Source organism: Streptococcus sp. HF-2466 (genome assembly GCF_015594645.1).
GTDB lineage: Bacteria > Bacillota > Bacilli > Lactobacillales > Streptococcaceae > Streptococcus > Streptococcus anginosus.
In genome coordinates this window covers 292,329-307,040 of record NZ_JADNQU010000001.1, presented here as the reverse complement: position 1 = coordinate 307,040, position 14,712 = coordinate 292,329, and the positions used below count along the sequence as shown (strand labels likewise).

Below are 14,712 nucleotides of genomic sequence, written 5' to 3'. Positions count from 1 at the left end.
TAAATAAAATACCCGAAAAGGAAGAGAAAGATGAATGTAGATGAATTAAAAAAGCGGCAGGAGAAGATTCGGAATTTCTCCATTATTGCGCATATTGACCACGGTAAGTCGACTTTGGCAGATAGAATTTTGGAAGCAACGGATACTGTATCCAGCCGAGAAATGCAAGCTCAACTTTTAGATAGTATGGATTTGGAAAGGGAGCGGGGTATTACTATTAAGCTCAATGCGATTGAACTCAATTATAGAGCTAAGAACGGTGAAACTTATATTTTTCATTTGATTGATACACCAGGGCATGTGGACTTTACTTATGAAGTATCGCGATCATTGGCAGCCTGTGAAGGGGCTGTTTTGGTGGTTGATGCTGCTCAAGGTATTGAGGCACAAACTTTAGCCAATGTCTATCTGGCTTTGGATAATGATCTAGAAATCCTACCTGTTATCAATAAAATTGATCTGCCTGCTGCTGACCCAGAGCGAGTTCGGACTGAGATTGAAGATGTCATTGGTTTGGACGCAAGTGAAGCTGTGTTGGCTTCGGCTAAAGCTGGTATCGGGATTGAAGAGATCCTAGAGCAAATCGTGGAGAAAGTTCCTGCGCCGACAGGAGATGTGACTGCACCACTCAAAGCCCTTATTTTTGACTCGGTTTATGATGCTTATCGTGGAGTTATTCTGCAAGTGCGCGTGATGGACGGAGTTGTGAAGCCAGGTGATACCATTCAGCTCATGAGTAATGGCAAGACTTTTGATGTAACTGAAGTGGGTATTTTTACTCCAAAAGCTGTTGGACGAGATTTTCTTGCAACAGGGGATGTTGGCTATATCGCAGCCTCTATCAAGACGGTGCAGGATACTCGGGTCGGAGATACGGTGACCTTAGCGGACAATCCAGCAGATGAACCACTTCATGGCTACAAGCAGATGAACCCGATGGTTTTTGCTGGACTTTATCCGATTGAGTCCAATAAATATAATGATTTGCGGGAAGCTTTGGAAAAACTTCAGCTTAATGATGCTAGTCTTCAATTTGAACCCGAAACTTCTCAAGCTTTAGGTTTTGGCTTCCGTTGTGGTTTCCTCGGTTTGCTCCACATGGATGTGATTCAGGAACGTTTGGAGAGAGAGTTTAATATTGACTTGATTATGACGGCACCGTCGGTTATCTACAAGGTTAATATGACAGACGGCGAATCCCTTGATGTTTCCAATCCGAGCGAATTTCCAGAACCGACCAAGATTGATTCCATTGAAGAGCCTTATGTCAAAGCACAGATTATGGTGCCGCAGGAATTTGTCGGAGCGGTGATGGAATTGGCTCAGCGTAAACGCGGTGACTTTGTGACTATGAACTATATCGATGAAAATCGAGTCAATGTCATCTACCAAATCCCGTTGGCAGAAATTGTCTTTGATTTCTTTGACAAACTAAAATCCTCAACTCGTGGTTATGCTAGCTTTGACTATGAAATCTCAGAATACCGAAAGTCGAGTCTCGTTAAAATGGATATTCTCCTTAATGGTGACAAAGTAGATGCTCTTAGCTTCATTGTTCACAAGGAATTTGCCTATGAACGCGGAAAATTGATTGTTGAAAAATTAAAGAAAATTATTCCGCGTCAGCAATTTGAAGTGCCGATTCAGGCAGCAATTGGTCAGAAAATTGTGGCACGGACAGATATCAAAGCTTTGCGCAAGAATGTCTTGGCAAAATGTTATGGTGGAGATGTTTCCCGTAAACGTAAGCTCTTGGAAAAACAAAAGGCTGGTAAGAAGCGGATGAAAGCCATCGGATCTGTTGAAGTGCCACAAGAAGCGTTCCTCAGCGTCCTCAGCATGGATGATGAGTGATATTGTACCAAAGCTATAAAGAGAGTGGAATGCTCGCTTTTCTTGTGCCGTAAAATAGTTGTGAACTTCAAATAAATATGCTGAAATAAAAATATAGAAGGAATTGGTTATGAAGAAGAAAAAGAGCTGGCTGATTTTATTTTTAGCAGTACTCCTTATCTTTACACTAGAGGCATGTAGTTCAAGCGGAGGGAATAAACCAAAATCATCACAACAGTCATCTTCGTCAAGTAAAGTATCTGCAAAAGAAAGCAGTAGCTCAAGTTCATCAAATGCTACGAAAAAAGATGTGAAGATGGAAGAAATGCAACGTGTTGGTTCGGATGATTACGGTTATATTGATATTCCTAAAAAGTGGGTGAAGTTTACTGATGTAAATGGTGGCGATAGTATTCAATATACAGATGGTTCTGCCTATAATATTGTGACCATGAATGCCTATACGAAAGAAAAAGCCAACATCAAAGAAGGAGAAGAATTTACGGCACAAACGATTGCTAATCGCATTTACTACAATTGGCAAAACAATAAAAATGTAAATAGAGTTTGGGGCTCAAAAGGAGCAGTTGCAGGTAACGAAGCCTATCAAGTAAATATCATCATGAAATCAGGGCAGTATCTGGTTAGTTGGATTTTCAAAAAGGACGAGAAAGTTTATCTTATTGCACTTGAAGGCAATCGAGAAACCCTAATAAAGCTTCCTCCTTATATTGAAAAGACATGGAGTTTGAGTAAAGAAAAAACAAAAATTTAAAAGGAAAGTGGAGTTCAAATTGTGATTTTACAAGCATCGCGATTTCAATCCACTTTTTAAATAGTCTGGAAAGCTATAAGAAAGGGTTCTGTCATTATTTGGGGCTTTTTTGAAAGAATATTTTTCTTCAATCTATCGTAAATATTTGCTAAATTTGGTATAATAGATTGAGTTTTGTTTAAGAGAGAGAGAAAATGTCAACTTTAGAAATGTTAAAATCAGAATTAAACGGAATTGATATCCGTTTTGATGAACCTTTGAAACAATACACTTATACCAAAGTAGGTGGAGCTGCGGATTACTTGGTTTTTCCGCGAAATCGTTATGAATTGGCACGAGTGGTAAAATTTGCTAATCGGGAGCAGATTCCTTGGATGGTACTAGGAAATGCTAGTAATATCATCGTTCGTGATGGTGGTATTCGTGGTTTTGTGATTATGTTTGATAAATTAAATGGTGTTGCAGTGGATGGCTACACCATTGAAGCAGAAGCAGGTGCCAATCTGATTGAGACGACCCATGTTGCGCTTTATCACAGTCTGACAGGTTTTGAGTTTGCCTGTGGGATTCCGGGGAGTATTGGCGGTGCTGTCTTTATGAATGCCGGAGCCTATGGTGGCGAAATTGCCCATATTTTACTTTCTTGTAAGGTGCTGACACGTGATGGAGAAATCAAAAATATTAGTGCACAAGATATGAAATTTGGTTATCGCCGTTCATATGTTCAACAGACAGGTGATGTGGTGATTTCTGCCAAGTTTGCCTTAGCACCAGGTATGCACCGTGTGATTCGTCAAGAAATGGAACGTTTGACACATCTTCGTCAATTAAAGCAGCCTTTAGAGTACCCTTCTTGTGGCTCTGTTTTTAAACGTCCGGTGGGACATTTTGCAGGGCAATTGATTAGCGAGGCAAATTTAAAAGGTTATCGCATTGGTGGGGTGGAAGTTTCGACAAAGCATGCTGGCTTTATGGTTAATGTTGATAACGGAACTGCTGCTGATTATGAAAATTTGATTGCACATGTGATTGAAACAGTGAAAGCTCATTCAGGTGTGACTTTGGAGAGAGAAGTCCGAATAATCGGTGAGAAATAAAAGTATAGTTTAGTACAATTTGATAACATTCTCCAAGAAAATCAGTCAAGACAAGACTTAAATTTGTCAATCTATGAAAAAGAAGGAATTTATGGCAATTGAACAAACCAATCATTGAATTTAAAAACGTATCAAAAGTTTTTGAGGATAATAATACAGTCGTCTTAAAAGACATCAATTTTGAATTAGAAGAAGGGAAGTTTTACACTCTTTTAGGTGCTTCTGGATCAGGAAAATCAACCATTCTAAATATCATCGCTGGCTTGTTGGATGCGTCCAGCGGTGATGTTTTTCTTGACGGCGTCCGAATCAACGATATTCCGACCAACAAACGTGATGTGCATACGGTGTTTCAGTCCTATGCCCTTTTTCCGCACATGACTGTTTTTGAAAATGTGGCATTTCCGTTGCGTTTGCGTAAAGTTGAAAAACAGGAAATAGAGCGACGGGTTGCAGAAGTCCTGAAAATGGTGCGTTTGGATGGTTTTGAGAAACGCTCTATTCGCAAATTGTCCGGTGGACAACGCCAACGAGTAGCTATTGCGCGTGCTATTGTCAATGAACCGCGGGTTGTTTTGCTGGACGAGCCTTTATCTGCACTGGATTTGAAGTTGCGAACAGACATGCAGTATGAATTACGTGAATTGCAGCAGCGTTTAGGGATTACTTTTGTTTTTGTCACCCACGACCAAGAAGAAGCTCTGGCCATGAGCGACTGGATTTTTGTGATGAATGAGGGAGAGATTGTCCAGTCGGGAACACCTGTTGATATATATGACGAACCTATCAATCACTTTGTAGCGACCTTTATCGGCGAATCTAATATTCTTCCAGGAAAGATGATTGAGGACTATTTGGTTGAGTTCAATGGCAAGCAATTCGAAGCAGTGGATGGAGGGATGCGTCCTAATGAGCAGGTGGAAGTGGTCATTCGTCCAGAAGATTTACAAATTACGCTCCCGGAAGAAGGAAAACTGCAAGTTAAGGTTGACACGCAGCTTTTCCGTGGCGTGCATTATGAGATTATCGCTTATGATGAATTGGGCAATGAGTGGATGATTCATTCGACTCGCAAGGCCATTGTCGGAGAAGAGATTGGGCTGGACTTTGAACCAGAAGACATTCATATCATGCGGCTTAATGAAACAGAGGAAGAGTTCGATGCTCGGATTGAAGAATATGTGGAAATGGAAGAGCAAGAGGCTGGCTTAATCAATGCCATTGAGGAGGAGCGCGATGAAGAAAACAACCTCTAATCTTTTTGTTGCTCCTTATATTCTTTGGATTTTATTATTTGTATTGGCACCTGTTGCCATGATTGTTTGGCAGTCGTTTTTCAATATCGAAGGTCATTTCACCCTTGAAAACTACAAGACTTACTTCACTTCGCAAAATCTGACTTATCTCAAAATGAGTTTGAACTCTGTTTTATATGCGGGGATTATCACAGTTGTCACTTTAGTAATCAGTTACCCAACTGCATTTTTATTGACGCAACTAAAGCACAGACAGCTTTGGTTGATGCTCATCATCTTGCCGACCTGGGTCAATCTGCTTCTCAAAGCTTATGCTTTTATTGGGATTTTCGGACAAAATGGCTCTGTCAATCAATTTTTAAGTTTTATTGGGATAGGTGCTCAACAAATCCTGTTTACAGATTTCTCTTTTATTTTTGTAGCCAGCTATATTGAGCTGCCCTTTATGATATTGCCGATTTTTAATGTTTTAGAGGATATGGATCAAAATCTGATCAATGCTAGCTATGACCTTGGTGCCAATCGTTGGGAAACCTTCCGTCGTGTCGTTTTTCCTTTATCTATGAATGGCGTGAGAAGTGGTGTGCAGTCTGTCTTTATTCCCAGTCTCAGTCTTTTTATGCTGACGCGTTTGATCGGTGGCAATCGCGTTATTACGCTAGGTACAGCCATTGAGCAGCACTTTCTGACTACACAAAATTGGGGCATGGGCTCAACCATTGGTGTTGTCTTGATTGTAGCCATGCTCGTTATCATGTGGGCAACGAAAGAAAGGGGAGAACGATGAAAAAAACTGCTAGTATTTATTTAACAGTCGTCTTCTTAATTCTTTATTTGCCGATTTTTTATTTGATTGGCTATGCGTTTAATGCTGGCGATGATATGAGCAAGTTTACAGGCTTTAGTCTGACGCATTTTCAAAATATGTTCAGTGATACTCGCTTGATGCTCATTTTGGCACAAACCTTTTTTCTGGCTTTTTTGTCTTCTTTGATTGCCACAGCAATCGGAACGTTTGGTGCCATTTATATTTATCAAGCCAAAAAGAAATACCAAGATGCCTTTTTATCGGTTAATAATATCCTCATGGTGGCGCCAGATGTCATGATTGGGGCAAGTTTCTTAATTCTTTTTACAACTATCAAATTTCAATTAGGTTTTCTATCCGTTTTGGCGAGTCATATTGCCTTTTCAATTCCTATCGTCGTCTTGATGATATTGCCACGGCTAAAAGAGATGAATGATGACATGATTAAGGCAGCCTATGATTTAGGGGCAAGCCAAGTTCAGATGTTAAAAGAAATCATGTTGCCCTATTTGACACCAGCCATTATTGCAGGGTATTTTATGGCTTTTACCTATTCCTTGGATGATTTTGCAGTGACTTTCTTTGTGACAGGAAATGGCTTCTCAACCTTATCTGTTGAAATTTACTCGCGGGCTCGGCAAGGAATTTCGCTAGAAATCAATGCTCTTTCTGCTTTGGTATTTCTGTTTAGTATTCTTTTAGTGATTGGCTATTACTTTATTTCTCGTGAGAAGGAGGATGCGGTATGAAAAAGCTCTATTCATTTTTAATGGGCATTGTTGCCATTATCCTTGTTCTCTGGGGAGTGAGTTATCACATTGAAAGTCGGACAAAAAGTGGCTCTGGTGACAAATTGGTCATCTACAATTGGGGAGACTATATTGATCCAGAGTTGCTGACGAAGTTCACCAAGGAAACGGGTGTCCAAGTCCAATATGAAACTTTTGATTCCAACGAATCCATGTACACCAAGATTAAGCAAGGCGGGACAACTTACGATATTGCCATTCCTAGTGAATACATGATTTCTAAAATGATGTCGGAACACTTGCTTGAAAAATTGGATCATTCTCAGATTAAAGGGCTAGAAAATATTGGAAAACGATTTTTAAATCAATCATTTGATCCTAAAAATCAATACTCTATTCCTTACTTTTGGGGAACGCTTGGGATTGTCTACAACACAGAATTAGTCAAAACAGCTCCTAAGCATTGGAGTGATTTGTGGCGACCTGAATATAAAAACTCTATCATGATGATTGATGGAGCGCGCGAGGTAATGGGTGTTGGGTTAAATGCTTTAGGTTATAGCCTCAATTCTAAAAATACTAAGCAATTACAAGAAGCAGTTGATAAGCTTTATACGTTGACACCGAATATCAAAGCAATTGTAGCAGACGAAATGAAAGGCTATATGATTCAAAACAATGCGGCGATTGGCGTTAGTTTTTCAGGTGAAGCACGGCAAATGTTGGAAAAGAATGACAAGCTTCGCTATGTTGTCCCAACAGAAGCCAGCAATCTTTGGTTTGACAATATCGTTATTCCAAAAACCGTCAAAAATAAAAAAGCTGCTTATCAATTTATTAACTTTATGTTAAGACCTGAAAATGCCTATAAAAATGCTTTGTATGTTGGCTACTCAACGCCTAACATGCCTGCTAAGGCGATGCTGCCAAAAGAAATCCAAGAAGACAAAGCCTTTTACCCAGATGAGGAAACTCTGAAGCACTTAGAAGTTTATCAACAACTCGGTGCTAAGTGGCTAGGAATTTATAATGACTTGTATCTTCAAGTGAAAATGTATCGGAAATAATGCTCCGTGAAAATTGTTTCGAGCCTTGTTAGCCACCGGACTGTTAAAGGCTGCGGATAAAGAAACCGAGGTTTCCATCAAAAACCTTCTGGAAGCCAGTTGGAGTCGTAGGACAGGATTCACGCAGTGAATCTTATTCAGACTTTTTGATTTTCATTGAGAGTATAAAATTAAATATAAAAAATAACGGAAGTTGAGCAACTCCCAGACATTGTCTGATTGGTTGTCTCGCTTCCGCTTTTTTAATTGCTAGAGCTTGAAGTAGTTGTATTTGTGTCGTTGTCAGTCGTTGTGCTGCTTGTCTGACTAGAGCTAGTATCGCTTGATGTATTACTAGACTGCGTGGTGTCAGAACTAGCGCTACTCGTTTCTGTCTCGCCTTGACTTGCAGCTGTTGTGTCGCTAGATTTAGCCCCGTCTGTTGTTGTTTCTTTCTGAATTTCTTTGATAATAGTTGTTTGTGTCGTCTGGCTACTTTTTGTCTTGGTATCAGATTTATTATTGTTCATGAAAGTCAAGATTGTAATTGTTGCAGTGATAATCCCAAGAATACTCCCAATCGTAGCAAGGGTCTTCTGAAAAGCAGAAAGTCCTTTTTTGATATGATGACGAGTAGGCGTTTTTTCTTCTTTTGCATTTGCCGTTTTGTTTTTCCGAGAATAATTTTCCATTGTGAGTTGATAATCTCCTTTCTCATCTTCATTATACCCTCTTTATTTAAAATTGTCTTAAAAAAATTCAAAATGTTGAAAATTTCATATAAAGCGATTGAAAATTGATTGAAAAAATTACCTTTTACAAAAAATCAGCTCCATCCTTGTCTGTCCTGTTAGCAGATAGAAAGAGCTGATTCACTTATAAGGAAGGAACTAGGAAAGATGTGCTTGCGCAACAGCTAATCGTGCAGCAGGAACGCGATAAGGTGAGCAAGAAACATAAGTAATGCCAATCTCTTGGAAGAAAGGAATAGAAGCAGGATCTCCTCCGACTTCACCGCAAATGCCAATTGGAAGTTCTGGCTTCACTTGACGAGCTTTAGAAATAGCTATTTTCATGAGCTCGCCCACTCCAGCTCGGTCAATGGTTTGGAATGGATCGAATGACATGATTTCTTCCTCTTTGTAATGCTGGATAAATTTTCCAATATCATCACGAGAAAAACCATAGGTCATTTGTGTCAAGTCATTGGTACCAAAACTAAAGAAGTCTGCTTCCTCGGCTAATTGATCTGCGATGAAACAAGCGCGTGGCAGTTCAATCATTGTACCGATTTCATAAGGGAATGGCTGCATGTGATGTTTCTTGAAAATGTTATCAATATGCTGACAAAGAGATGTTTTGATTGAAACCAACTCCGCCTTTTCTGCGATTAAAGGAATCATGATTTCTGGTTTAATGATCATGCCTTCTTTTGCTAGTCTTATAGCACTATTAAAAATGGCTTCTACCTGCATTTTATAAATTTCAGGCTGTGTAATTCCCAAGCGGCAACCACGATGTCCCAGCATTGGGTTCGTTTCTTGTAGAGAAGTGATTTTCCGCGTTAGTGTATCAAGAGGTACTTGCAATTTCCCGGCTAATTGCTCAATTTCCTGTTGTGTTCTTGGCAAAAATTCGTGCATAGGCGGATCTAGTAAACGGACAATCATCGGTTTATCTTGAATGGTTTGATACATCTGATAGAAATCTTCTTCTTGGAAAGCTAAAAGTGTCATTAAAGCAGACTTAGTTTCGATTTCATTCGTTGATAAAATCAATCTGCGCATTTCTAAAATCCGTTCCTCACCAAAGAACATGTGCTCTGTACGAGCCAGACCAATTCCCTTGGCACCAAATTGAATAGCTGTTTTTAAGTCTTGAATCGTTTCTGCATTTGCACGAACGCTCAGTTGAGCCATTTCATCTGCCCAAGAAAGGAACATCTGTAATTCGTCATTATTATCAATCATAGTGGTTGGAATGCTTCCAATGTAGAGTTTGCCGGAAGTGCCATCTACAGAAAGGATGTCTCCCTCTTTTAAGGTTACCTTACCGCATACAAGTGTTTTTCCGTCTTCATTGATAGATAATTCTCCGCATCCTGCGACACAACAAGTGCCCATGCCACGAGCTACAACAGCTGCATGAGAAGTCATGCCACCGTGACTGGTCACGATTGCTTGACTAACTACCATTCCTTCAATGTCTTCGGGAGAAGTTTCTTGGCGAACCAAAATCACTTTCTTTCCAAGTGCATGAAATTCTTTGGCGCGCTCGGCAGTAAAGACAATTTCTCCTGTTGCGGCACCTGGACTAGCAGGAAGTCCCTGAGTTAAGTGATGAGCTGATGTTAAAGCTTTTTCTTCAAAAACAGGGTGAATCAGTTGGTCAATGGTAGAAGGACTGACTCGTAGGAGAGCTTCTTGCTTTGAAATCATTTTTTCGTTCACTAAATCCAAAGCAATTTTTAAGCTTGCTTTAGCCGTCCGTTTTCCGTTTCGCGTTTGCAGAATATAAAGCTTTTCTTTTTCAATGGTAAATTCAATATCCTGCATATCTTTGTAGTGTTTTTCAAGAATCTTGGCGTAGTTGCAAAAATCTTCATAGGCCTGTGGTAAGATTCGTTTAAGAGAGTCAATCGGTTCTGGAGTCCGAATACCAGCTACGACATCTTCTCCTTGGGCATTGAGGAGAAATTCCCCAAACAGATGAGGTTCACCAGTAGCAGGATTTCTGGTGAAAACAACGCCTGTGCCACTTTTTTGATCGCTATTGCCAAACACCATACTCTGAACATTGACAGCCGTTCCTAAGTCGTGGGGAATTTGGTTCAATTCGCGGTAAACTTTAGCGCGTGGGTTGTTCCATGATTTGAATACCGCTTTGATAGCAGCGTAAAGTTGCTCTTTAGGGCTTTGTGGGAAATTTTGATAGTGTTCCTGATAGACTTCTTTATATTGTTGAATAAGTGATTGGTGTTCTTCTTTTGAAAAGTCATTGACCTTCTTATTCAATTGTTTTTCGGTTTTTTCTAAACATTGGTCGAATTCTTCTTTGGGGATGCCGTAAACGACATCAGCAAACATCTGCAATAAACGCCGATAACAATTGTAAGCGAAATTGGCATTTGTCGCATCTGCTAAAGTCTGAACACGCAAGTCATTTAGTCCAAGATTGAGAATCGTGTCCATCATACCAGGCATAGAAATTTTAGCTCCGCTACGGACAGAAACCAGTAGTAGTGAGGGTTCATTCCCCATGAAAAATTTATTTGTTTTGGTTTCTAGTTTAGTAACCGCTTTCAAAACTTCCTCTTTTAAAATAGATTCGAAAAAGGAAGGAGTTTCTAAATAACGTAGACAACTTTGAGTTGTAATCGTAAATCCCTCAGGTACAGGTAGCCCCAAATGGGTCATTTCTGCCAAATTGGCACCCTTACCACCTAGTAGCGCCTTGTCTTCAGCGCGTCCTTCTTCAAAAGAATAAATCCATTTATCCATTTTTGCCTCCAATTTATTAAATATGTGTCATAATAAAAGACAAATACATTGTAATATACATCATATATGTTTGTCAACTGAAAAAACCAATCATAAATCGTTGACAAACGAGTTATATTTGTTATAATATGACACATAATGATGATTTGAAATTGATATTGGAAAAGGAGTAACAGTTGAAATTAACAAAACGACAAAAAGAGATCGTTGAGATTGTAAAGAAAGATCAACCGGTTAGCGGTGAAAAAATCTCAGAACTGCTAGATGTGTCTAGGGCAACTTTGCGCTCAGATTTATCCTTTCTAACCTTAGTGGGGATTTTAAAAGCAAGTCCGAAAGTTGGCTACACCTATGCTGGTTCGGATTTGGAAACGCTCTTTTTCTTTGATACATTTCAGAAGAAAGTAGAGGATGTGATGACCTCCCCCGTATTGGTGGCACACGATTCGTTTATTCAAGATGCCATTATTACTTTATTTATGTATGATTCAGATGTTCTCTATGTGATAGATGAAAAGAAGCAGCTGCTAGGCATTTTATCACGAAAGGATTTGTTAAGGGCCGCCCTCAATACCAATATTGATGTGACCCCAGTAGCCGTTTGCATGACCAGAATGCCACATATTAAGACTTGCCATAAGGATTTGAATATTCTTGAAGCAGCTGCACTTTTGCAGGACTTCGCCATTGATTCATTGCCTGTTGTGGAGGAGCAAAATGAAGGTCATATTATCGGAACAATTACGAAGTCAGCTTTGTTGGACTTTATTATCCAAGAAGCTAGAAATGCAGAAGTGAATAGATAAAAAAGGAGTTTTCATGAAACAAGAGATTACTATTTACGCTATTTCTGATTCTTTGGGAGGAACATCCCAAAAATTACTGTCAGCCGTTATGGCTCAATACCCAGATTTGATTTTTAATAATAGCTATCGGTTTCCTTTTATCAATAAAGAATCTGAATTGTTGGATATTTTGCAGGATGCTATCAAAGATGACGCAGTTGTTATCAGCACGTTGGTAGATAGCCATTTAGCTGCAACAGCTAGAGAATTTAGCAGGGTCAATCATTTATCTTATTTGGATTTGATGAATCCGTTTTTTGAGATTATCAAGGAAAAAACAGGTACTCAACCGATTGAAGTTCCGGGAGTCCTGCACCGTTTGGACACGGAATATTTCAATAAAATCTCTGCTATTGAATTTGCTGTTAAATATGACGACGGCAAGAATCCGCAAGGATTTTTGGAGTCAGACATTGTGATCTTAGGGGTTTCTCGGACTTCCAAGACTCCGCTTAGCATCTATTTAGCCAATAAAGGCTACAAAGTATCCAATCTTCCCCTGATTCCTGAAGTTCCGCTACCGCAAATCTTGGATAAAGTAGATAGAAGAAGAATGATTGGCTTGGTGTGTGACCCAGATAAATTAGCAAAAGTGAGAAGTAATCGCTTGGATGCGCTTGGTTTGACACAAACTACAAGCTATACAGATATTGAAAAAATTTATGAAGAATTGGACTATTCTAAAAAAGTATTTCAAAAATATCAAGCACATGTTATCAATATGACAGATAAATCTATTGAAGAAACGGCTTGCATTATTGAAGAACATTTGAAATCTCTGTCTTCAAATAAGTATTAAAGCCCTAAGGTGCTGTATTTAAACGAGGTGAACGAATGGAACAATACAAACGAATTTTATTAAAAGAGTTTGATTCCAAGCAAAAAGTCATTACAGAGTTAATCAATCTGGAAGCCATTTTAAATTTACCAAAGGGAACCGAGTTATACCTTAGTGATATTCATGGTGAGTTTGAGGCTTTTGACTATATCTTGAGAACCTGTGCAGGAAACCTGAACGAAAAAATCAATGACTGCTTTGGAGAGAAATTATCAAAAGAGGAAAAAGACAAGCTGACCTTACTAATTGCGTATCCTCAGGAAGTTTTGAGCGATGGGTTCCTTTATCCTTTGAAAGATAAAAGATGGTATGGAGAAATCATTCAAAATCTGTTGACTTTGCTAGCTTTTGTAGCAGCCAAATACACACGCTCTAAAGTAAGGAAAGCCTTGCCGCCACAATATGCTTACATTATTGAAGAATTGCTTTACACTGATAGAAATCTGCCGGATAGCAATATTTATTTTGAAACGATTCAGAACTATTTGATTGATTTAGGTGAAGCAAGTCAGTTTATTTCGGCATTAGCAAAAGTAATTCGGCAGTTAATCATTGATCATCTTCATATAGTCGGCGATATTTTTGACCGAGGGGCAGCCGCAGATAAAGTAATGAATGAAATCATGGCTTATCATTCTGTTGATATTCAGTGGGGCAATCACGATATTATCTGGATGGGGGCTTTCTTCGGATCAAAAGAATGCTTGCTTATTCTCTTGCGAATAGCTGCTAGATATGGCTATCTTTACGATATTGAGAGAGCTTATGGTCTCAATCTAAGACCGCTCGTTCTTTTTGCCGAAAAGACTTATTCTGAAAATGCAAAGTTCAAACCAAAATTAGGAAAAAGAAGCGATAGCTATTCTCCTAAAGAAATCCTCCAGCTGGAAAAGGTTCACCAAGCACTAGCAATCATTCAGTTTAAATTGGAAAATCAACTGATTAAAAGGCGACCGGAGTTTGATATGGCTCAACATCTTACTCTTGATAAGATTGATTACTGGGAAGAGAGTATTCTAGTTGAAGAAAAGAAGCATTTTTTAGCTAATACTTGCTTTCAAACAATCAATCCTCAACAGCCAGATCAGCTGACAGATGAGGAAGAAGAAGTGGTTGCTACTTTGCTGGATTCATTCCAGCATTCTATTCAGCTCAAGAACCACATTTCTTTTTTGATGAACAAGGGCTCCATGTATAAAATTTATAACAGTCATCTCCTTTTTCATGGTTGCATTCCTTTGGAAGAGTCTGGAGATTTTCAACCTTTGCAGATCAATGAAATTCGCTATGCTGGTAAAGAATTGCTCGACTTTTTTGAATACCACATTCGAGAAAGTTCTAAAAATCCAGAGATTCAAGACGATTTCTCAACGGATCTTATCTGGTACTGTTGGAATGGAAAACTATCTCCCTTGTTTGGCAAGGACAAGATGACCACCTTAGAGCGTTATTTTATTGAGGACAAGGAAACGCACGTTGAAAAGGAAAATCCCTATTTCTCCTATCGGAATTCTGCTAAGATTTGCAAGTTGATTTTGGAAGAATTCGGTCTCTTTTCTGAAGATTCTAGGATTGTAAATGGGCATACACCTGTAAAAACATTGAAAGGCGAATCTCCAATCCGAGGAGAAGGCATGTTATTTGTCATTGACGGTGGGTTGTGTGAAGCCTACCAAAAGAAAACGGGTATTGCTGGTTACTCCTTGCTCAATAATTCATATGGTTTTCAAATTGTCACACACCAACCTTTTCAAAATGTGCAAAAAATGATTGAGAAGGCTGTGGATCTCTCATCCTTGAAGAAAGTGATTGAGCATGTCCGTGAGCGAACTTTGATAAAATCAACGACAATCGGGCAAAGCCTCATCGAACAACAACAGGAACTATCTGCTCTCTTGCATGAATTTTATGATTAACCTTTACGGCTCTCCAAGCCAAAACTTGGAGGGCCTTTTCATTTCAAGT

Annotated in this window: 12 protein-coding genes; 10 read left to right on the top strand and 2 right to left on the bottom strand. The window is 39.2% G+C overall.

All coding sequences use genetic code 11. The features are described 5' to 3' along the window. The first annotated feature begins 30 nt into the window (after nt 1–30). The 7 genes from lepA to IYQ91_RS01520 all read left to right on the top strand — a co-directional run bounded on the left by lepA (nt 31) and on the right by IYQ91_RS01520 (nt 7,585). Nucleotides 31–1,854: a translation elongation factor 4 gene (gene lepA / locus IYQ91_RS01550; RefSeq protein ID WP_195672865.1), complete on the top strand. Its 1,824-nt coding sequence runs from the start codon at nt 31–33 to the stop codon at nt 1,852–1,854. Between the two features lie 109 nt (nt 1,855–1,963). Further along, nucleotides 1,964–2,608: a hypothetical protein gene (locus IYQ91_RS01545; protein WP_195672864.1), complete on the top strand. Its 645-nt coding sequence runs from the start codon at nt 1,964–1,966 to the stop codon at nt 2,606–2,608. A 194-nt stretch (nt 2,609–2,802) separates the two neighbouring features. Continuing rightward, entirely contained in the window at nt 2,803–3,705 is a 903-nt protein-coding gene (murB, locus tag IYQ91_RS01540) for a UDP-N-acetylmuramate dehydrogenase (RefSeq protein ID WP_195672863.1), read from the top strand. A 98-nt stretch (nt 3,706–3,803) separates the two neighbouring features. Further along, the gene (locus IYQ91_RS01535; RefSeq protein WP_195672862.1) at nt 3,804–4,961 is read left to right on the top strand and encodes an ABC transporter ATP-binding protein; all 1,158 of its coding nucleotides are present in this window, start codon (nt 3,804–3,806) and stop codon (nt 4,959–4,961) included. Beyond that, on the top strand, nt 4,942–5,748 hold the full coding sequence (locus tag IYQ91_RS01530; protein ID WP_024051800.1) for an ABC transporter permease: 807 nt from the start codon (nt 4,942–4,944) through the stop codon (nt 5,746–5,748). Before IYQ91_RS01535 ends, IYQ91_RS01530 begins: the two co-directional genes overlap by 20 nt. Beyond that, nucleotides 5,745–6,518 (top strand): ABC transporter permease, encoded by a 774-nt coding sequence (locus tag IYQ91_RS01525; protein WP_022525953.1) that lies wholly within the window; start codon nt 5,745–5,747, stop codon nt 6,516–6,518. Before IYQ91_RS01530 ends, IYQ91_RS01525 begins: the two co-directional genes overlap by 4 nt. Then, nucleotides 6,515–7,585, top strand: a complete 1,071-nt coding sequence (locus IYQ91_RS01520) for an ABC transporter substrate-binding protein (protein WP_195672861.1) — start codon at nt 6,515–6,517, stop codon at nt 7,583–7,585. Before IYQ91_RS01525 ends, IYQ91_RS01520 begins: the two co-directional genes overlap by 4 nt. Nucleotides 7,586–7,827: 242 nt before the next feature. Here IYQ91_RS01520 and IYQ91_RS01515 read toward each other — a convergent pair whose 3' ends face one another. Both IYQ91_RS01515 and ppdK read right to left on the bottom strand, forming a co-directional pair. Continuing rightward, complete coding sequence (locus IYQ91_RS01515) at nt 7,828–8,256, bottom strand: DUF6556 family protein (protein ID WP_003032874.1); 429 nt, start codon at nt 8,254–8,256, stop codon at nt 7,828–7,830. 198 nt (nt 8,257–8,454) lie between these two features. Continuing rightward, on the bottom strand, nt 8,455–11,064 hold the full coding sequence (gene ppdK / locus IYQ91_RS01510) for a pyruvate, phosphate dikinase (RefSeq protein WP_195672860.1): 2,610 nt from the start codon (nt 11,062–11,064) through the stop codon (nt 8,455–8,457). Between the two features lie 176 nt (nt 11,065–11,240). Between ppdK and IYQ91_RS01505 the strand changes: the two genes are divergently transcribed. From IYQ91_RS01505 to IYQ91_RS01495, 3 genes are read left to right on the top strand one after another with little or no spacing between them, the layout of a single operon-like run. Next, a complete protein-coding gene (locus IYQ91_RS01505; protein ID WP_195672859.1) occupies nt 11,241–11,870 on the top strand; it encodes a CBS domain-containing protein in 630 nt (209 codons plus the stop codon). 13 nt (nt 11,871–11,883) lie between these two features. Continuing rightward, nucleotides 11,884–12,708 carry a pyruvate, water dikinase regulatory protein gene (locus IYQ91_RS01500; RefSeq protein ID WP_195672858.1) on the top strand — a complete coding sequence of 275 codons (825 nt, stop codon included), beginning with the start codon at nt 11,884–11,886 and terminating at the stop codon, nt 12,706–12,708. 35 nt (nt 12,709–12,743) lie between these two features. Continuing rightward, the gene (locus IYQ91_RS01495) at nt 12,744–14,663 is read left to right on the top strand and encodes a fructose-1,6-bisphosphatase (protein ID WP_195672857.1); all 1,920 of its coding nucleotides are present in this window, start codon (nt 12,744–12,746) and stop codon (nt 14,661–14,663) included. Nucleotides 14,664–14,712 lie beyond the last annotated feature (49 nt).